At 61.7% G+C, this 19893-nt stretch carries 20 protein-coding genes; 11 read left to right on the forward strand and 9 right to left on the reverse strand.

Going from position 1 to position 19893, the window contains the following annotated elements; genetic code table 11:
• Positions 1–108: 108 nt before the first annotated feature.
• The 7 genes from VC35_RS04085 to VC35_RS04115 all read right to left on the reverse strand — a co-directional run bounded on the left by VC35_RS04085 (position 109) and on the right by VC35_RS04115 (position 7304).
• Complete coding sequence (locus VC35_RS04085) at positions 109–825, reverse strand: L,D-transpeptidase family protein (RefSeq protein ID WP_046037904.1); 717 nt, start codon at positions 823–825, stop codon at positions 109–111.
• On the reverse strand, positions 822–1580 hold the full coding sequence (locus VC35_RS04090; protein ID WP_046037906.1) for a M15 family metallopeptidase: 759 nt from the start codon (positions 1578–1580) through the stop codon (positions 822–824). The genes VC35_RS04085 and VC35_RS04090 overlap by 4 nt, the downstream gene beginning before the upstream one ends.
• A 33-nt stretch (positions 1581–1613) precedes the next feature.
• The gene (lipA, locus tag VC35_RS04095; protein ID WP_046037909.1) at positions 1614–2603 is read right to left on the reverse strand and encodes a lipoyl synthase; all 990 of its coding nucleotides are present in this window, start codon (positions 2601–2603) and stop codon (positions 1614–1616) included.
• A 141-nt stretch (positions 2604–2744) separates the two neighbouring features.
• On the reverse strand, positions 2745–4001 hold the full coding sequence (gene glyA / locus VC35_RS04100) for a serine hydroxymethyltransferase (protein WP_046037911.1): 1257 nt from the start codon (positions 3999–4001) through the stop codon (positions 2745–2747).
• A gap of 40 nt (positions 4002–4041) precedes the next feature.
• Positions 4042–4425: a glycine cleavage system protein GcvH gene (gcvH, locus tag VC35_RS04105; protein ID WP_046037912.1), complete on the reverse strand. Its 384-nt coding sequence runs from the start codon at positions 4423–4425 to the stop codon at positions 4042–4044.
• Positions 4426–4811: 386 nt separating this feature from the next.
• Positions 4812–6320, reverse strand: a complete 1509-nt coding sequence (locus tag VC35_RS04110; protein ID WP_046037915.1) for a sigma-54-dependent transcriptional regulator — start codon at positions 6318–6320, stop codon at positions 4812–4814.
• Positions 6321–6389: 69 nt separating this feature from the next.
• Positions 6390–7304, reverse strand: coding sequence for a LysR family transcriptional regulator (locus VC35_RS04115; RefSeq protein WP_046037916.1), 915 nt, complete (start codon positions 7302–7304; stop codon positions 6390–6392).
• Positions 7305–7455: 151 nt separating this feature from the next.
• Between VC35_RS04115 and speB the strand changes: the two genes are divergently transcribed.
• The 5 genes from speB (at position 7456) to VC35_RS04140 (ending at position 14146) form a co-directional block, all read left to right on the forward strand.
• Entirely contained in the window at positions 7456–8457 is a 1002-nt protein-coding gene (gene speB, locus VC35_RS04120) for an agmatinase (protein ID WP_046037917.1), read from the forward strand.
• Positions 8458–8510: 53 nt separating this feature from the next.
• On the forward strand, positions 8511–10022 hold the full coding sequence (locus VC35_RS04125) for an aldehyde dehydrogenase family protein (RefSeq protein ID WP_046037918.1): 1512 nt from the start codon (positions 8511–8513) through the stop codon (positions 10020–10022).
• A 185-nt stretch (positions 10023–10207) separates the two neighbouring features.
• Positions 10208–11782, forward strand: a complete 1575-nt coding sequence (locus VC35_RS04130; protein WP_046037919.1) for a purine-cytosine permease family protein — start codon at positions 10208–10210, stop codon at positions 11780–11782.
• Positions 11783–11799: 17 nt separating this feature from the next.
• Positions 11800–13488 carry a choline dehydrogenase gene (betA, locus tag VC35_RS04135; protein ID WP_046037980.1) on the forward strand — a complete coding sequence of 563 codons (1689 nt, stop codon included), beginning with the start codon at positions 11800–11802 and terminating at the stop codon, positions 13486–13488.
• Between the two features lie 199 nt (positions 13489–13687).
• A complete protein-coding gene (locus VC35_RS04140) occupies positions 13688–14146 on the forward strand; it encodes a GNAT family N-acetyltransferase (protein ID WP_046037920.1) in 459 nt (152 codons plus the stop codon).
• Between the two features lie 13 nt (positions 14147–14159).
• On the opposite strand, the gene VC35_RS04145 is transcribed toward VC35_RS04140, so the two are convergent.
• Positions 14160–14465, reverse strand: a complete 306-nt coding sequence (locus VC35_RS04145; RefSeq protein ID WP_046037921.1) for an NIPSNAP family protein — start codon at positions 14463–14465, stop codon at positions 14160–14162.
• A 230-nt stretch (positions 14466–14695) separates the two neighbouring features.
• Here VC35_RS04145 and VC35_RS04150 point away from each other — a divergent pair, with 230 nt between their 5' ends.
• The 4 genes from VC35_RS04150 to VC35_RS04165 all read left to right on the forward strand — a co-directional run bounded on the left by VC35_RS04150 (position 14696) and on the right by VC35_RS04165 (position 16916).
• Positions 14696–15355, forward strand: coding sequence for a hypothetical protein (locus VC35_RS04150; protein ID WP_046037922.1), 660 nt, complete (start codon positions 14696–14698; stop codon positions 15353–15355).
• A gap of 67 nt (positions 15356–15422) precedes the next feature.
• Positions 15423–15761 carry a hypothetical protein gene (locus VC35_RS04155; RefSeq protein ID WP_046037924.1) on the forward strand — a complete coding sequence of 113 codons (339 nt, stop codon included), beginning with the start codon at positions 15423–15425 and terminating at the stop codon, positions 15759–15761.
• A 274-nt stretch (positions 15762–16035) separates the two neighbouring features.
• Positions 16036–16431, forward strand: a complete 396-nt coding sequence (locus VC35_RS04160) for a DUF1801 domain-containing protein (RefSeq protein WP_046037926.1) — start codon at positions 16036–16038, stop codon at positions 16429–16431.
• Between the two features lie 95 nt (positions 16432–16526).
• Positions 16527–16916, forward strand: coding sequence for a c-type cytochrome (locus VC35_RS04165; RefSeq protein ID WP_046037928.1), 390 nt, complete (start codon positions 16527–16529; stop codon positions 16914–16916).
• Here the strand turns inward: VC35_RS04165 and VC35_RS04170 are convergent, their stop codons facing one another.
• Positions 16917–17792: a LysR substrate-binding domain-containing protein gene (locus VC35_RS04170; RefSeq protein ID WP_046037930.1), complete on the reverse strand. Its 876-nt coding sequence runs from the start codon at positions 17790–17792 to the stop codon at positions 16917–16919. It lies immediately after the preceding gene.
• 134 nt (positions 17793–17926) lie between these two features.
• Here VC35_RS04170 and VC35_RS04175 point away from each other — a divergent pair, with 134 nt between their 5' ends.
• Complete coding sequence (locus tag VC35_RS04175; RefSeq protein ID WP_046037932.1) at positions 17927–18979, forward strand: agmatine deiminase family protein; 1053 nt, start codon at positions 17927–17929, stop codon at positions 18977–18979.
• Positions 18980–18983: 4 nt separating this feature from the next.
• On the forward strand, positions 18984–19892 hold the full coding sequence (gene aguB, locus VC35_RS04180) for an N-carbamoylputrescine amidase (protein ID WP_046037935.1): 909 nt from the start codon (positions 18984–18986) through the stop codon (positions 19890–19892).
• The last annotated feature ends 1 nt before the right edge of the window (position 19893 follow it).

A 19893-nucleotide genomic window follows, 5' to 3' on the forward strand; every position in this document is an offset into this window, starting at 1 on the left:
TGGCGAGGGAGCTTGCTCCCGCTGGACTGCGCAGCAGGCCCATCTTTTAGGGCCGCTTCGCGCCCCAACGGGAGCAAGCTCCCTCGCCACAGGTTCAGCGTTTACCAGTTAGCGCTTCGGCAGTTTCCAACGCTCACGCAACCGTTCGTACTGCGCTTCAGGCAATTGCACCAGCACCGGGGATTTGCCCGGGTCCAGCCAATCGAACAACCGCGCGATATCCGCCGGGTCCATGGCCGTACAGCCACGGGTCTGCGCCGTGGGGCCACGCCAGATGTGGAAGAAAATGCATGAACCGGCAGCAGGAAAGGCCGGAATGTTGTGCTGGATGACGATGCCTTGGCGGTACAACTCATCCGAGCGGCGCATCCGTTCGGAGCTGTTCCAGTCCTTTTCGACGACCGCTCCGTCGACCAGTTCGTTGTAGCGAGTCGATTGGCTGTCATCCACGCATTCGATGGTCGGCGTCAACGGTAGATAAGGCAGGCGGGTTTCGGCCGCAGGCGCGTAGCCAAACGCCGTGCTCAGCTTGAACATTCCTGCCGGTGCCTTGCCATCGCCTTCCTGTTTGACCGGTCCTTCAGGTTGCCCGATATCGAGCAGCCCCTTGCCCCAACCCATGCCGTTCTTGCCGAGCACCACTGCAAAGGGTGCTTCAAACTTCTGGAAAGTCTGCCCATGCCGTTCAAAGCGCTGGGCAGTACCCTGGATGTCATCCCAGCTTTTACTGGTGACCACGATCAGTTGGTCGCTGCCGTCGAGTCCCTGGGCCATTGCGGCCAGCGGAAACAACGCCACCAACAGGGCCTTGAGCAGAATGTTCATGGTGCAAGCGGCGTGATGGGAAAGTCCATGACGTCCGGCTTCGGCGGATTCCCGCTGTACGTGAAGTGCCACCACTCAGCCGAATAACCCACAAAGCCTTCCTTGGCCATGGCACTGGTCAGGCGCTGGCGATTGGCTTTGGCCGTGGCGTTGATCAGCGTCGAGTCGGTGTGCGCCCGCTCATCGAAGCAGTCAAAGCCGGTACCCATGTCGAGGGCGCCGTCGTGCCAGCGCTTGCCATAAGGGGCGGTGCAATCCACTGGCGTGGCAGAAGGCGTCCAGGTGTCGGCAGGCAGGGCGTCGGGACCGGTCATCGTCAGGTCGACTGTGTTGCCCCGGGAATGATTGGACACCCGGGCCACATAACCCAGGCGCCAGAAGTCCTGCTTGTCGACCCGTGGATAGAACTCGGTCTTCAGCGGGTCGCCAGGTTCGGTGGCGAAGCGGCCCATGTCCGCCACCGCACGCTTGGGTCGATAGCAGTCGAATACTTTCAAGCCGTAGCCTTCGGCTTTCAGTGAGCGTTGCACTCGGGCTAACGCCTTCGCAGCGTCCTCCGACAGCAGGCACTCCGCCGCCTGGTAGCCGTCGAGCGGGTGCCCGGTGAAGTTGTGCGCGCTGGCGTAGCGGATGTCCTGCTCGATGCCCGGGTCGACGCTGCGCACATACACCATGTGCCCGGGTTTCGACTCGTCGGCCATGCACGGCGTGGCAAGGCTCAGGCACAGCAACAACAGACAGGGTGAACGCGACATCGGAAAAGGCTCCATGCATGACCAGTCATTCCATCATGGCTTGAAACCGTCCGTACCTCCATGAAGTTGTTGATCCGCGTGATAGGACGAACGCACCAGCGGCCCGGACGCCACGTTCTTGAAGCCCATGCGCGTGCCTTCCTCGGCGAACCAGGCAAAGGTGTCCGGGTGCACGAAGCGCTGCACCGGCAAGTGACTGCGCGAGGGTTGCAGGTATTGGCCGAGGGTCAGCATGTCGATGTCGTGCTCGCGCATGCGCTGCATGACCTCGATGACTTCCTCGTCGGTTTCGCCAAGGCCCAGCATCAAGCCGGATTTGGTCGGCACATGGGGCACCGCTTGCTTGAATTTCTGCAGCAGGTCCAGCGACCACTCGAAGTCCGACCCCGGCCGCGCTGCCTTGTACAGACGCGGCACGGTTTCCAGGTTGTGGTTGAACACATCCGGGGGCTCATTGGCGGTGATCGCCAGGGCCACGTCCATGCGTCCGCGATAATCCGGCACCAGGGTTTCCAGTTGAATGTCGGGGGACAGCTTGCGGATTTCCCGCAGGCAATCGACAAAGTGTTGGGCGCCGCCGTCGCGCAAATCGTCGCGGTCCACCGAGGTGATCACCACGTACTTCAGGCGCAGCTCGGCGATGGCCACGGCCAGGTTCATCGGTTCATTGACGTCCAGCGGCTTGGGCCGGCCATGGCCGACATCGCAGAACGGACAGCGACGGGTGCAGATGTCGCCCATGATCATGAAAGTCGCCGTACCGCCGGAAAAACACTCACCGAGGTTCGGGCACGAGGCTTCTTCACAGACGCTGTGCAGTTTGTGCTTGCGCAGCAGCTGCTTGATCCGGTCGACCTCGGGAGAGATCGGCATGCGCACACGAATCCAGTCCGGTTTGCGCGGGAACTCATCCGTGGGAATGATCTTCACCGGAATCCGCGCGACCTTTTCCGCTCCGCGCAGTTTGGTGCCGATTTCTACTTTGGCCGGGCTCTTGCCGGTCGATTCGACAATGGCATTCATGATGCTTTCCTTGTGCAGCAGGGAGCAGAACCTGTAGGAGTGAGCCTGCTCGCGATAGCGTCGTATCAGTCAATATGAATAGCGACTGATCCACCGCTATCGCGAGCAGGCTCGCTCCTACAGGGCTTTTGTGTTGTGTGCTCAGTCGCGGTAGACCGGGAAGTCGGCGCACAGGGCGGCCGCCTGCCGGGCGACATTGGCCTCGATATCGGCATCGCCCAAGTGATCGAGGATGTCGCAGATCCAGCCGGCCAGGGCAATGCTTTGCGCTTCCTTGAAGCCACGGCTGGTGATCGCCGGCGTACCAATGCGCAGCCCTGAGGTCACGAACGGCGATTGCGGATCGTTGGGCACTGCGTTCTTGTTCACGGTGATGCCGGCGCGACCGAGGGCGGCGTCGGCGTCCTTGCCGGTCAGGCCCTGGCGGATCAGGCTGACCAGGAACAGGTGGTTGTCGGTGCCGCCGGACACTACGTCATAACCGCGCTCTATAAACACCTGCGCCATGGCCTGGGCGTTGCGGATCACTTGTGCCTGATAAGTCTTGAAGCCTGGTTCCAGCGCTTCCTTGAAGCACACGGCCTTGGCGGCGATCACGTGCATCAGCGGGCCGCCCTGACCGCCGGGGAAAACCGCGGCGTTGAGCTTCTTCTCCAGTTCCGCATTGGCCTTGGCCAGAATCAAACCGCCGCGCGGGCCGCGCAGGGTCTTGTGGGTGGTGGTGGTGACCACGTCGGCGTAGGGCAGGGGATTGGGGTACAGACCGGTCGCCACCAGCCCGGCGACGTGGGCCATGTCGACGAAGAAATACGCGCCGACCTTGTCCGCGATCTGACGGAAGCGCGGGAAGTCCAGGGTCTTCGAATAGGCCGAGAACCCGGCGATGATCATCTTCGGCTTGTGCTCGACCGCCAGGCGCTCGACTTCGTCGTAATCGATCAGACCGGTCTTGGTGTCGATGCCATACTGCACCGCGTTGTAGAGCTTGCCGGAAAAACTCACCTTGGCGCCGTGGGTCAGGTGACCGCCGTGGGCCAGGCTCATGCCCAGCACGGTGTCGCCGGCTTGCAGCAGGGCCAGATAAACCGCGGCGTTGGCCTGGCTGCCGGAGTGCGGCTGGACGTTGGCGTAATCGGCGCCGAACAGCTGTTTGGCGCGATCGATGGCCAGTTGCTCGACCACATCGACGTGCTCGCAGCCGCCGTAGTAACGCTTGCCCGGATAGCCTTCGGCGTACTTGTTGGTCAGGCCGCTGCCTTGTGCCTCCATCACCCGCTGACTGGTGTAGTTTTCCGAGGCAATCAGTTCGATATGGTGTTCCTGCCGCGCATCCTCGGCGTTCATCGCCGACAGCAGTTCGTCGTCGTAGCCTTTGATCTGGTCGTGCTTGCTGAACATGGTGTGGTCCTTTTGCGAATTCGGGAAATGCCCAGGGGCTTCAAGCGTCGGCGTGTTCTGCGGTCAGGCGTTCATAGGCGTCTTGATCCAGTAGATCGCTCAACGCCAGGGCATCGACCGGTTTGAAGCGAAAGAACCAGCCTTCACCCAATGGGTCTTCGTTGACCAGTTCCGGGGTGCTCTCCAGCGTCGTGTTGATCTCGACCACTTCACCGTCCAGCGGCATGCCGATACTGCTGGCGGCCTTCACCGATTCCAGCACCGACACTTCAGCGCCTGCATCGAAGGCGCCCAGTTCAGGCACCTGAACGAACACCACATCCCCCAACGCCTGCTGGGCAAACGCGGTGATGCCGACGGTGACCAGGCCATTGCTCTCAAGGCGTAACCATTCGTGATCGACGGTAAAACGCAATTGGCTCATATCAACTCCTTATTGTTTTAAGGCTCGTGGCGGGACGACGAGCGGGGTTGCAGGAGTGATAGCAAGGGCGGTGCCAATGTTTTTTATTTGTTTTAAATCAATGGCTTGAAGTGATTTTATTAAGTGCGAGAGATTCCATTCGTATTGAAATCAATACAGACAAGCAGGGCAGTGGGCGCAGACGCCGTAATTGCGGGTGGGAAAGGTTTTGTCTTGATTTCGCTACGCTGTATCGATTTGCAGACGAAAAGTGCAGATGCAACACAGTCCACTGTAGGAGTGAGCCTGCTCGCGATGAGGGCGTGTCAGTCGAAATGTATGTTGACTGTCAGGCCGCTATCGCGAGCAGGCTCGCTCCTACAGGGGAATGTGTTCCGACAGATCACTCAGGGCTTGGCGGGAATCCCATACTTGCGCAAGCGAATCGCGATGGCGCTATGGGACGTCTGCAACCGCGCCGCCAGCAACCGGCTGGACGGATAGCTGCGATAAAGCTGTTCCAGCAGGTTCTTCTCAAAGTCGCCAACCGCCTCTTCCAGGCTGCCGACTTCGCCGTCGTTCTGCCGCTCTACCGCCGTGCGGGCGATGTCAAGGTCGTCGATGTCCACCAGCGGGTTTTCGCAGATCGCCGCCGCGCGAAAGATCACGTTTTGCAGTTGCCGCACGTTGCCCGGCCAGCGGTTGCCGAGCAGGGCGCTGAAGGTGCTCGGTGCCAAACGACACGGCGGTCGCTGGATCTGCGCGCAGGCCTGTTGCATGAAGTGATTGGCCATCAGCAGGATGTCATGACCACGCTCGCGCAGCGGCGGCACTTGCAGGTTGAGCACGTTGAGGCGGTAGAACAGGTCTTCGCGAAAACGCCCTTCGGCGACCATTTTTTCCAGGTCGCGGTGGGTCGCGCTGAGCACCCGCACATTGACCCGGACCTCTTTGTCGCCACCGACCCGGCGGAAGCAGCCATCGCTCAAAAACCGCAGCAACTTGGCTTGCAGGTAGGGCGACATTTCCCCCACCTCATCGAGAAACACCGTGCCCTGATCGGCCAGTTCCAGCAGGCCGAGCTTGCCGCCCCGTTGCGCGCCGGTGAAGGCACCGGGGGCGTAGCCGAACAGTTCGCTTTCGGCGAGGCTCTCCGGCAGTGCTGCGCAGTTCAGGGCCAGAAACGGCGCATCGTGCCGTGGGCTGATGGCATGGCAGGCGCGGGCCACCAGTTCCTTGCCGGTGCCGGTTTCACCCTGGATCAGCAACGGCGCATCGAGGGCCGCCACCCGTTGGGCGCGGGCCTTGAGCGCACGGATCGGCGGCGATTCGCCGAGCAGCGCATCGAAACCTTCGGCATGGTCATGGTGCAGCGCCGAGAGGCGTTCGCCAATGCGGTTCGGTTGATACAGGGTGAGCAGGGCGCCGGCGTCGGTGATCGGCATCGCGTCGAGCAGCAAGGTCTGGCCGCCGAGGCTGACCTCGTGCATTGGCAGGCGGAAATGCTGAGCGATCAAGGTGCGCTGCAAATCGGCATCGTCGAACAGCGCGGTCAGGGACTCACCGGCCGGTTCGCGGCCGCAGAGGGCGATCAGCGCCGGGTTGGCCAGCAGCACATGACCGCGGTCATCCACCGCCAGCACCGGGTCGGAACTGGCTGCCAGCAACGCGTCCAGTTGCAGGCGCCGGCGTTGCCCCGGAAGGATGTCGACCATGGTCACCGCTTGCACGCCGTGCACGCCGAAAAGCGCCTCGCGCAACTCCTCCAGCACCTCGGCGCCGAGGGTCGGCGCATCGATGTAGACGTTCGGCGGCACCATCTCCACGGCGTCCAGGTTGAAACTGCGTCCACCGAGCAGGGCCAGCACTTCCTGGGTGATGCCGACGCGGTCGATGAAGGTGACGTGGATGCGCATGACGGGCCTGCAAGGTTGGCGAACTCAAATCAGTATGCCCGGCAAAATTTGAATTTGGCGAGTGTCACATCACGGCTTGCCGGTTTTACGGGCGCTGGCGGCCAAGTCCTCGAGGAACGCCTGGAGGATCGGTGGCGGTGCCGCGCCGCGTCGGGTGATCACGTCGAATGGCGATTTCAAACGCAGACTCCCTGGGGCCAACTGGTGCATCTCGCCGCTCTTGACCCACTGGGCGGCGAAGTGCTCAGGCAGAAAACCCAGGTAGGCGCCGGAAATGATCAGGATCGCGGTGGCTTCGATGTTGTCCACGGTGGCGGCCGCCTTGCTCACGCCCAGGTGTTCGAGGTCGTATTGCTGCATGTAGCCGCGCACGACGATGCGCCCGGCAGCGACTTCTTCGAGCAGTTCCTCACCTTCGGCGTGGCTGCCGAACAAGGGGTGACGCCGGCCGCAATACAAACCCAGGGCTTCCTGGTACAGCGGTGATTGCAGCAACCCCGGCACATGGATCGGAAAGTGCCCGATGGCCAGGTGCAGGCGACCGTCGAGCACCCGTTCTTCGAGTTCCGCCGGGGTGCCGACGTACACGTTCAGGTGCACGTCATGGCCCCGTGAAACGAAGCGCTGGGTGGTGCGCGGAATCGGTGAGTCGGGGTCGGTGATCGTGGTGTCGATGATCCCCAGGTTGAGCTTGCCGCTGATGTGCTGCTTGAGCACGTCGGCGTCCATGCAGAAGTTTTCCACCGCCGACAGCAGGCGCTGGGTGGCTTCATGAATGGCCACCCCTTGTTCGGTCAGGCGAAAGCCGCTGCGCCCGCGCTGGCAGAGTTTGACCCCGAGACGGGTTTCCAGGTGGGTCATCTGTTCGCTGATGGTCGACTGCCCGGCATTGAGCGCCGCCTGCGCAGCGGAAAAGCCGCCGCAGCGGACAATCGTGGCAAACACCCTGAGCAGTTTCAGGTCGACATCGTGCAGCTGGATCATCTTTGACCTCCGGCATGGGGATGCATCGGCAATACCGATATGAGTATCTGATGTTTAGCATTTTTTCCACGAAAACCTGCGCCCATAGTCTTTCCAACGGCGGTCGCCTTGCAGTCCGCCAAGCCGATAACAAGAAGTGGAGAGGCTAGAAATGTCGAACAACGGTTATGAATCCGGTCGCCTGAACCTGCCATTCGTAGGTCATTGCACCTTTGGCAAATCCCCGGTGTGCACCGATTGGGATGCACTGGATGCCGACGTCGCGGTGCTCGGCGTGCCCAACGACATGGGCACCCAGTGGCGCTCCGGCGCACGCTTCGGACCACGCGGGATTCGCGAAGCATCGACGCTGTTTTCCTTCGGCCACGCTGGCGCCTACGATCACGAAGATGACGTGATGTACCTCACCGCATCGGACGTGCGCATGGTCGACGTCGGTGATGCCGACATCGTCCACACCGACATGGTCACCAGCAACAAGAACACCGAATACGCCGTGCGCAAGATCCTCGACGCCGGCGTGATGCCGGTGGTGCTCGGCGGCGACCACTCAGTGCACGCGCCAGTGATCAAGGCCTTCGAAGGCCGCGGCCCGATCCACATCATTCACTTCGATGCGCACCTGGATTTCGTCGACGAACGCCACGGTGTTCGCTACGGCCACGGCAACCCGCTGCGCCGCGCCTCGGAAATGAACCACATTGTCGGCATGACCCAGATGGGCATCCGCAACGTGTCGTCGTCCAACCGCGACGACTATGAAGCGGCCCATGAAGCCGGCTCGAAAATCCTCTCAGTGCGTGACGTGCGTCGCCTTGGCGTCGAGGGTGTGCTGGCGCTGATCCCGCAGGACATCAACTACTACATCACCATCGACATCGACGGTTTCGACCCGTCCATCGCCCCCGGCACCGGCACCCCGAGCCACGGCGGCTTCCTCTACTACGAAGTGCTGGAAATCATCCAGGCCCTGGCCAAGCGCAGCAAAGGCAACATCGTCGGCATGGACCTGGTGGAAGTGGCACCGGTCTACGACCCGACCGGCATGACCTCGATCCTGGCCGCGCAACTGTTGCTCAACAGCATCGGTTTCATCTTCCACGAGCGTGGCAAGGTGCGGGCAGCCGCCGAGAGCGAAGCCGCATCAGCCTGATCATCGAAACCAGTGACCCGGCAGGCTCTGACTGCCGGGCAGAGAGAACAAAAATGGACACGATCGTCAAAAGTTACCTGCAAAAATTCGGCGTCAGCGAAGCCACCCAGACCTTCCTCAGCAAGGTCCAGAAAATGTTCATCGGCGGCGCCTGGGTCGAAGCCAGCGACGGCCAGACTTCCGATGTGATCGAACCTTCGACCGAAGGCCTGATCACCCGCATTCCCATGGGCACCACCGATGACCTGGACCGCGCCGTGCAAGCCGCCCGCGCGCAGTTCGACGGCGGCGCCTGGCGCCAGGCCAAACCGGCCGAACGCGAGCGCATGATGCAGCGCCTGGCCGACCTGATCGAGCAGAACGCTGCTGAACTGGCGGAAATCGAATCCATCGACATGGGCAAATCGGTTGCCTTCGCCAAGGACGTGGACATCCAGGGCACCGTGGATACCCTGCGTTACTTCGCCGGCTGGGCTACCAAACTGCACGGGCGTACCGTCGAACCTTCGCTGCCGGGCAACTACCTGGCCTATACCCGCAAGGAAGCGGTGGGCGTAGTTGGCGCCATCGTGCCGTGGAACTTCCCGCTGCAAACCATGGCCTGGAAGCTCGGCGCGGCGCTGGCGACCGGTTGCACCGTGGTGGTCAAGCCTGCCGAACTGACTTCGTTGTCGGCCCTGCGTTTTGCTGAACTGGTGCAGGAAGCAGGTATTCCCGACGGCGTGATCAACATCGTCACCGGGCGCGGCAGCGTGGTCGGTGCGGCCATGGCCACCCACCCGGGCATCGACAAACTGACCTTCACCGGTTCGACCCCGGTCGGCCAGACTGTCGGCCGCGCAGCGCTGAATGACATGAAGCGCCTGACCCTGGAACTCGGTGGCAAATCACCGGTCATCGTCTGCGCCGACGCCGACATCCCGGCCGCCGCCCAAGCGGTCGCCAACGGCGTGTTTTTCAACTCCGGGCAGGTATGCGACGCCGGTACACGGGCCTATATTCATAGGAGTGTCTACGACGAGTTCCTGCGCGAACTGATTGCCTACACACGCACCCTGAAAATCGCCCCGGGCCTGGATCCTGATTGCTTCATCGGCCCGCTGGTTTCGGCCCTGCAAAAGCAGCGCGTGACCGAGTACATCGAAACCGGCAAGGCCGAAGGCGCCGAACTGGTCTACGGCGGCCAACCGGTCGATGGCCCAGGCTTCTTCGTCGAGCCGACCATCTTCGCCAATTGCCGCAACGACATGCGCATTGTCCAGGAAGAGATCTTCGGCCCGGTGCTGGTCACCACACCGTTCGACGACGAGGAAGAAGCGCTGGCCCTGGCCAACGATTCGCCCTTCGGCCTGGCGGCGGCACTGTATTCCAACGACCTGGGCAAGGTGCACAGCCTGATTCCACGCTTGAAAGCAGGCTCGGTCTACGTCAACGCCCACGGCACCCTCGATCCGTCGATGCCGTTCGGTGGCTACAAGCAGTCCGGATTCGGCAAGGACCTGGGCGCCGAGCAGCTCGACTACCTGCTCGAAACCAAGGCGGTGTGGATCACGCTGCCGGGCTGACGCGCCCCCACAATCAAAAGGCATCTGCAACAACGCCAGGTAGGCACGGGCAACACTGAACCTGTGGCGAGGGAGCTTGCTCCCGCTGGACTGCGCAGCAGTCCCATTTTCAGGGCCACAGGGGAGTCGTTCACCCGAAAGAACGCGGTTATCTCGTCATGATCTTCCAACAATAAGAGTCCATCATGAACACTAACGCCAAGTCCGCCCCGAGCGTGTCCAGCCTCGACGAAAAATCCGTCGTCGAGGGGCATTCGATTGACTTCATCCCCGAGAACGAGCGCACTGACAAGCTGGCCAGTCAGGGCCCGTTCTGGTTCCTCGGCAATTTCACCTTCTTCACCATGACCATCGGCTTCGTTGGCCCAAGCGTCGGCCTGACCGCGCTCTGGACCACGCTGGCCGGCACGCTGGGCATCATGTTCGGCACACTGTTCATGGCGTTTCACGGCTCCCAGGGCCCGCACCTTGGCCTGCCGCAGATGATCCAGTCCCGTGCGCAGTTCGGTTATCGCGGGGTAATCCTGGTGTTGCTGGCGACGCTGTTCGTGTTCGCCGGCTTCAACATCGTCAACCTGGTACTGATGATGCAGGGGCTGCACACGCTGTTCGGGTTCAACCCCGCAGTGATCGCAGTGGCGGTGACCATACCGGCGGCGGTGCTGGCGATTCTCGGCCATGACTGGATGCACCGCAGCTTCAAATGGGCGCTGTACCTGTCGTTGCCGCTGTATGGCCTGGTGACCTTGGCGGTGGTGATGGGCTGGGTGCCGGATGCGGTGCTGCCGGCACTCGCGGAAGGCGAAGTGGCCCGTGAGCCGCTGGGTTTCAACTGGACCGGTTTCATCGCGCAGTTTGCGGCGGCGGCCAGTTACAACATCGCCTACGCCCCTTACGTGTCGGACTACTCGCGCTACCTGCCGAAAAATACCTCCAGCGGCAAGCTGATCGCCGTGGTGTTCCTCGGGGCTTCGTTGTCCGGTGCGTGGATGATTTCCGTGGGTGGCTGGCTGGCCGATCACCTGCACTCCACTGACGTGCTGGTGGCCCTCGGGCAAGTCGGCAACACCGTGTCGCCGCTGGTGGGCACGGCGGTGGTGGTGGTCACCATCCTGGCGTTCCTGCCGGTGATCGCGATGAACATCTACAGCGCCAAGCTGACCACGCTGACCTGCGTCGATTCGATCAAGCACATCGAACCAACCCGCAGGGCACGCATCCTGGCCATCGGCTTCGTGATCCTGCTGCAACTGGGCGTAGCCCTGAGCATCCAGAGTTCCGGCAAAGGCCTGTCGGTGCTGGGGATCTACCTGGTGGTGATGCTGTACTTCCTGGTGCCCTGGACCTCGGTCAACCTCACCGACTACTTCTTTGTGCGCAAGGGCCGCTACGCCATCCCGCACTTCTTCATGCCCCACGGCAACATCTACGGCAGCTGGGGCCTGCGCGGCATCGCCGCCTATGCCATCGGCTTTATCTCGATGATCCCGTTCTTCTACATCTACGACGGCGTTGAACAGCGCGAAGTGTATGTCGGCCCGCTCGCCAAGGCGCTGGGCAGCATCGACATCGCCTGGCTGGTCGGGCTGATCGTATCGGGCCTGGCGTACTACTGGCTGAGCCGCTCGATCGATCTGAAACGCGAGGAAGCAGTGATCCAGCAGATCGAGAAAAACTCCCCGCAATACACCACCGGCGACACGCTGACCCACAAACAGCAGCCACTGCCGGTTTTCACTGAATCGACGGTCGGGAGATAGTCATGACCACGCAAAAAATGGCTACGCAAAAATACGACTACATCATCATTGGCGCAGGCTCGGCAGGTTGTGTGTTGGCCAACCGCCTGAGCGAAGACCCGGCCACCTCGGTGCTGGTCCTGGAATTCGGCGGCAGTGACAAGAGCGTAGTGATCCAGATGCCGAGCGCATTCTCGATCCCGATGAACACCAAGAAGTACAACTGGCGCTATGAGACCGAGCCGGAGACCCACCTCAACGGCCGACGCATTCACTGCCCACGGGGCAAGGTGCTGGGCGGTTCGTCGTCGATCAACGGCCTGGTGTACATCCGTGGCCACGCGCTGGACTTTGACGAGTGGGAATCCCTGGGTGCCGAAGGCTGGGGCTATCGCAACTGCCTGCCGTACTTCAAGCGTGCCGAGAGCTACGAGTCGGGCGGTGACAGCTATCGCGGGCAAACCGGGCCGCTGCACACCACCAACGGCAACCACATGAAAAACCCGCTGTACGGTGCGTGGGTCGAAGCCGGCGCGGAGGCGGGCTACATCAAGACCGAAGACTGCAACGGCTACATGCAGGAAGGTTTCGGTGCCATGCACATGACCGTGAAGAACGGCGTGCGCTGCTCCACCGCCAACGCCTATCTGCGCCCGGCCATGGGCCGTCCGAACCTGACGGTGGTCACCCATGCGATGACCCGTCAGATCATTCTCGAAGGCAAGCGTGCGGTGGGGGTCATGTATGACCACGGTGGTCAGACCCACCAGGTGTTTTGCAACCGCGAAGTGCTGATCTCGTCCGGGCCGATCGGCTCGCCGCACCTGTTGCAACGCTCGGGCATTGGCCCGGCGGACGTCCTGCGCAAGGCCGGGATCGGCGTACGCCACGACCTGCCGGGAGTAGGGGAGAACCTGCAGGATCACGCCGAGGTATACATCCAGTTCGGTTGCAAGGAACCGGTGACCCTCAACAACAAGATGGACCCGCTGAGCAAGCTGATGATCGGTCTGCGCTGGCTGCTGTTCAAGGACGGCCTGGGCGCCACCAACCACTTCGAGGCCGGTGGATTTATCCGCTCCGAGAAGGGCCTGCGCTGGCCGGACATCCAGTTCCACTTCCTGCCGGCGGCGATGCGCTACGACGGCAACAAGCCGATCAAGGGCCACGGCTTCATGGTGCTGACCGGGCCGAACAAACCGAAAAGCCGCGGCTATGTGCGGGTTCGCTCGGCCGATCCGTACGAGCATCCGGAAATTCGCTTCAACTATCTGGAGCGGGAAGAGGACCGCGAAGGCTTCCGCCGCTGCATTCGCCTGACCCGCGAGATCATCGGCCAGAAAGCCATGGACCGCTTCCGCGACGGCGAAATCGCCCCGGGCGCTCAGGTGACCAGCGATGAAGACCTCGACGCCTTCGTGCGCGACAACCTGGAAAGCACCTACCATCCGTGCGGTTCGTGCCGCATGGGCGAGGACGACATGGCGGTGGTCGATTCCGAATTGCGCGTGCGCGGCATCGCCGGTCTGCGGGTGATCGATTCGTCGGTGTTCCCGACCGAGCCGAACGGCAACCTGAATGCTCCGACCATCATGCTCGCCGAACGGGCGTCCGATCTGGTGCGTGGCGCACAGATGTTGCCGTCAGCGGATGTGCCGGTTGGGTTGGTCGAAGGCTGGGAGAGCAGCCAGCGTACTTCGCTGCCAGGGCGTAACGTGCGCGTTTGACCGCAACCCGCGATCCAATGTAGGAGCGAGCCTGCTCGCGATAGCGGTCTGTCAGTCAACTTCACTGTTGAATCTGATGGCCTCATCGCGAGCAGGCTCGCTCCTACAGGGGACGGCGGTGCTTTCAGGAAAATAGTGCGTCGCTGTTCAGCTGCCATTGCTAGTCTGTAATTCCTTGAGACCGCAATGGAGCACCCTCATGGCTATTCAGGCCCTGCGCGCCGACGCATCGCACATCGACCAGATCGCCCCCTTGTTTGACGCCTACCGGATGTTCTACAAGCAGACGTCGAATCTTGCGCAATCGCGCGCCTTCATCGCCGAGCGACTCGCCCGGGGTGAATCGGTGATATTTCTTGCCCAGGACACCGACGGCGAAAACCTCGGCTTCGTCCAGCTGTTCCCTACCTTTTCCTCGATCGATGCCCATCGCACCTGGCTGCTCGGTGATCTGTTCACCACGCCCGCCGCCCGGGGCAAAGGCGTGGGCACACTGCTGATGAACACCGCCCGGGATTTTGCGAAGCTGGCCGGCGGCAAAGGCATGACCCTGGAAACCGCCACCGACAACCTCACCGCCCAACGCCTGTATGAATCCCTGGGCTGGGTGCGCGACCCCGGTTACTTCACCTATTGCCTGGATCTGAAAAAAGACTGACTCAGCGATCCAGTCAGCCAAGCACCGGCCGCATGAACGAACGCTCGTAGCTGAGGATGAATTTCTTTTCCTCGGCGTACTTGAACGCGGCGATGCACTCTGGATCGTTCATCGACTGCTGCCGGTAATGTTCGTACTCCGCCAGGCTGGGGAAGGTGAACAGCGCCAGAGCGATGTTGTTGGCGCCCTCCGATGGCAAAAAGTAGCCGTGGTGCTGGCCGCCGAATTTTTCCACCAGGGGAATCCACAACTTGCCGTAGTGCTCGAAAGCGTCGAGCTGATAGGGATCGAGCACGTATTTCAGGTAGCAGGTCACCATTGTTTCGTTCCTTGATCAGGTTTTGAGGGCAGTCGCCACTGTAATCAACCGTGGGCGCCCGGCACAGCCGCTTGTTCGACTTTGATCGGTAAGTTTGCGCCAGAGGCAGGCGCTGGCGCCGCCACACTATTGGTTCAGTCAATAGTCACCATCAAGAATCGCAAGTTCTGTTTTTTGCGCAAAGGCGGAAAATTGCCTGCATTGAACACGCTGCTCAAGGAACCTGCGCGATGAAAATCTTGACCCGACTGGCTGCGATTGCCCTGTTGCTGGGCAGCGTTGCATCCACCGCTCCGGCCTTTGCCGAAGATGCACGCTGCCATCTGCCGCCCATCACCGCTGGCCAGGTCGGGTTGCAATACGGGCAGACGCTCGGGGTGCTGTACAGCGAAAACACCCTGGAAAACCTGCAATACCTCAAGCAATACCACTCGGTGGCCGTCAACGGTGCGAAGAACGCACTCGATGCGCGGATTCGCCAGGCATTCGTCAACAGCTCCGATCCGGACCTGGCCATCGATTGGCTGATGAGCTCGCTGCACCACACCTTTCTGTCGGTGACGGTCTACGACAACCTCGATGCGCTGGTACAGGCCCACCCGGACGTGGTGGTGATGCTCGATACCCACAACCAGTTGCTGACCCAGCGTAACGACCGGGTCGAGGCGCGATTCGCCGCGCGGTTCTACGACGCCAACCTGCAGTACATCGGCAAGGCCGAAGGCGCGGTGGAAAAACAACTGCCGTCGGTGTGGGTGCATGACAAGGCCGCACCCGAGATCGCCGCGCAAATCGAACAGCAACGCGACCTGCAACTGACCGCGCTGAAACAGTTCGATGCGTCGCTGAAGGCGCTGGTAACCGCCGGATTGACCGCAACAACAAATTAATCAGCCCAACGCCCATTGAGCGGCGGGCAAGCCGATCCATCGTAGATTTCTTTTCAGGACCTGATTCATGCGCACTGTTTTTGCCCCAATCCTGGCCTTCGCCTCGCTGCTGCTGGCCGGTTGTGCCACGCCGAACAATCCGACCATGACCTTGCACACCAGCAAGTCGCCCGAGGAGTACACCCATTGCGTGGTGCCGAAGTTACAGCACGATGCGCTCAACCCAACGGTGTCGCAGACCCAGCGCAGCTACCGCATCGTCATCCCGAGCAAAGTGTCGGCGGACAATGTGCTGGAAACCTATAAAGCCTCGAACGGCGGCAAGGTGTTCCTGTACGAGCGCAAACTGCTGGCGTCGACCTTCGTGCCATCGACGTTCGAGCGTGCGGCGCAGGAGTGTTTGTAAGGGTAATTCCAGGCAAAAAAAAAGCTGCCGGGAGGGGCAGCAGAAAGTTAAAGCACGCATTGGATGGCCTGAGTATGACGCCCGGTTCATGACGATTCGATGACAACTTGATGGACATTCATCAGGATGCCAAAAATCCTGCTGCGAGTGATTAACTGTGGCGCGGGAGCAAGCGCCCTGTGCCCCAGGCGCCGTCAGTCAACGATTCCTGAAAACCTTCGAACACCGTCTACCCTCATCGGTCACAACCATCATGATGAGGGTCGAAACGGTGATGAAAACGGACAAGGTTGAAACAAACGAAGCCTCGGCGCTGATCGACGAACGAATCCGGGAACTGGCCGACTGGCGCGGCGAAACCCTGGCCCACGTCCGCAAGGTCATCCACCAGGCCAACCCCGAAGTGATCGAAGAGTGGAAGTGGCGGGGCGTGCCGGTGTGGTCCCATGCCGGCATCATTTGCACCGGCGAGACCTACAAGCAAGTGGTGAAGTTGACCTTCGCCAAGGGCGCTTCGCTGGACGATCCGTCGAAGCTGTTCAACGCAAGCCTTGAAGGCAATACCCGGCGTGCCATCGATCTCCGCGAGGGTGAGCAGATCGATGAAGCGGCGCTGACGGCGTTGATTCAGGCGGCCATTGAGCTCAATACCTCGCGCAGCAAGAAGTAAGCTCGCTACCGCAGGGGACGGTGCCCACCTGACCGTTTTGGATATCCTCAGCCGTCATGTTCCAATAGCGAGCACTCGCAGACAGGAAACGGAACATGAAAAAAATCGCCGCACTGACCTTCGCTTCGCTACTCACCGCAGGCCTGTTCAGCGCGCCTGCCTTTGCGGCGGGCGATGTCCAGGCCGGGGAGAAAGTGTACAAGCGCCTCTGCAGCGGCTGCCATCAGATCGGCGAGTCGGCCCGCGCATCCTTCGGCCCGCAACTCAATGGCGTGATCGGTCGCCACTCCGCCGTCACCACGGACTACGTGTATTCCGACGCGATGAAATCCGCCAACCTGGTCTGGGACCGCGAAACCCTGATCGCCTACCTCGAAGCGCCGAAGAAAGTCGTCCCCGGCACCCGCATGATTTTCTGGGGCCTCAGCGATCCGGAAAAAATCGAAGACCTGCTGGCTTACCTGCAAACCTTCCCGGCGCAATGATCAGGCCGAGGGCTGCTGCTCGGCCGCCAGATTGTCGACCAGCCACTGGGTGAAGGCCCGCGCCATTGCAATGTTCTCGCTGTCACGGTGGGTCAGCAGCGCCCAGTTCGGGCCGCGGATGGTTTGCTCCACCATTGGCTGCAACAGCCCGGTGGCCCGCGCCTGCCGACTCAGCAACTGGCTCACCAGCGCAATGCCCAGCCCGGTGCAGGCCGCGTCCAGCAGCAAACCCGGATCGGAAAAATTCAGCCCCTGATCCATCTGCCCCACATCAATGCCCGATTCCACCGCCCAGTGGCTCCAGTCCATTTCCCGTTCGCCATGCAAAGTGGTGCGCTGTTCCACGGGCACTGCCAGCAGGCTCGGGTGGCAGGCCGGGTAGAGGCGGTCGGCGTGCAGTACCCTGAAACTGCATTCGGCCTGGGAACCGATGTCGTCGCGCACCGCCAGGTCGATGGTCTGGCTGGCCATGTCCGGCACTTCATCGGTGCTGAAAATCCACAGATCGACCTGCGGATGCTGGCGACGGAAATCCGCCAAGCGCGGCAACAACCAGTGCCGGGCAAACGCCGGGGTGGTGTTGAGCACCAGTTGATTGGGTTTCTGATATTGCCCCAACCGGCGAATGCCCACCGCCAATTGCTGTAACAACGCCTGGGTGGTGCTCAGCAGATCGTGCCCGGCATCGGTCAGGCTGACGCTGCGCCCGCTGCGATGGAACAGCGGCTGTTCCAGGTAGGCCTCAAGGCTGCGGATCTGCTGGCTGATCGCCGATTGGGTGAGGTGCAACTCATCGGCGGCCTTGTGAAAGCTGCCCAGCCGGGCGGCGGCTTCGAAGCCGCGCAGGGTGCTCAGGGGTGGCCAGTGTTTGAGCATATCGATAAGTTCCTCTAATCAGTTGTCGGCAAAATCCATCGTTTGTTTGCCCGTTTTACCAGCCGTAGCATGCATGCAAAGACCGCCAAGGCCGTTTTCATTGAACACAATGACTTAACTCAGAGGTGCTTGTCATGCAGCAGAACGTAATTCAAAACAGCGGATGGACGATGCCGGCCGAGTGGGTCAACCACGCCGCCACCTGGATGGTCTGGCCGCACAACAAGACCCTGTGGGAGTCAGGCTGGCGGGTGACACTGCCACAGGTTCAAGAAGACTTCGCCCGGGTGGCCAACGCCATCGCCCGCTTCGAGCCGGTGAAACTGGTGGTCGATCCTTCCGCCGTCGCCAGCGCCAAGGCCTTGTGCGGGCCGAACATCGAGTTGATCGAACTGGCGGTCAACGACAGCTGGTGCCGCGACTCCGGTCCGAGCTTCGTCTGCCACCCGCAGCAAGGTCTGGCCGGTGTTAGCTGGCGCTTCAATGCGTGGGGCGGCAAGTCGGCCCACGATCTGGACGAAAGCCTGGCCCGCCGTGCGCTCAACCATCTGGGGCTGGAGTGTTTCGGCACGGCACTGAGCAACGAGGGCGGCGCGATTCACGTGGACGGCGAGGGCACGCTGATCACCACTGAATCGGTATTGCTCAACCCCAACCGCAACCCGGGCGTGAGCAAGGCCGAGATCGAAGAGATTTTCACCCGCCTTCTGGGCGTGAAGAAAACCATCTGGCTGCCGGGCGATCCGGACTACGTGACCGGCGATATGACCGACGGCCACGTCGACGGCGTGTGCGCCTTTGCCCGTCCCGGCGTGTTGCTGGTGGACGCCACCCATGACCAAAGCTCTGTGTACGCCGCAGTCGCACGGGAAAACCGTCGCGCTCTCGAACTGGCCACCGATGTCCAGGGCCGCAAGTTCGAACTGATCGAACTCTATGAAGCTTCCGATGCAGTGGACACCGAGGCCGAAGTGTTTTGCGCCTCCTACACCAACTTCTACATCGCCAACGGCGCGATCATCATGCCGGCCTACGGCATCGATGCCGACAAGGTCGCTGCCCAAGTGCTGGCGCAGGCATTCCCCGGACGCGAAGTGGTGCCGGTGCGGATCAACCATCTGGCCCATGGCGGCGGCGGTGTGCATTGCATCACCCAGCAACAGCCGGCCTGGCCGGTGCGGGGTTGATGCCATGACACTGCTGACCATCGCTACCACCCAGATGCCCTGCACCTGGGACCTGAAACACAACCTAGACCAGGCCGAGCAACTGGTTCGCGAAGCTGCGGCCAAGGGCGCGCAAGTGATCCTGTTGCAGGAGCTGTTCGCCACGCCGTACTTCTGCATCGAGCAACACCACAAACACCTGGCGCTGGCCGAGGAGTATCGCGACAGCCACGTGCTCCAGCGCTTTGCCGCATTGGCCAAAGAGTTGGGCGTGGTGCTGCCGCTGAGCTGGTACGAGAAAGCCGGCAACGCCTACTTCAACTCACTGAGCGTGGCCGACGCCGACGGGCGCCTGTTGGGCGTGTACCGCAAGACCCACATCCCCAACGCCATCGGCTATCAGGAGAAGGAATACTTCAGCCCCGGCGACAGTGGGTTCCGGGTTTGGGACACCGCGTTCGGGCGCATCGGCCTGGGCATCTGCTGGGACCAGTGGTTCCCGGAAACCGCCCGCTGCCTGGCCTTGATGGGCGCCGAAGTGCTGCTGTTCCCGACTGCCATCGGCTCCGAACCGGGCTGTGCCACCCTCGATTCCCGGGATCACTGGCAGATGACCATGCGCGGTCACGCTGCCGCCAACCTGCTGCCGGTGGTGGCGGCCAACCGTGTCGGCCGGGAAGCGGCGACCACCGACCCGACCCTGCAAATGAACTTCTACGGCTCGTCGTTCATCTGCAACCACAAGGGCAAATTGTTCGCCGAAGCCGACCGTGACACTACCGGCGTGCTGGTCCACAGCCTGGACCTAGCGGCCATGCGCGAAGACCGCCTGACCTGGGGCATTTACCGCGATCGCCGTCCGGACATGTACGGCGCCTTGTTGACCCAGGACGGTCGTCAGATTCACTCACGCTGGGCAACCCAAGGGGTGTGAC

Source organism: Pseudomonas fluorescens (assembly GCF_000967965.1).
GTDB classification, from domain to species: Bacteria; Pseudomonadota; Gammaproteobacteria; order Pseudomonadales; family Pseudomonadaceae; genus Aquipseudomonas; species Aquipseudomonas grandcourensis.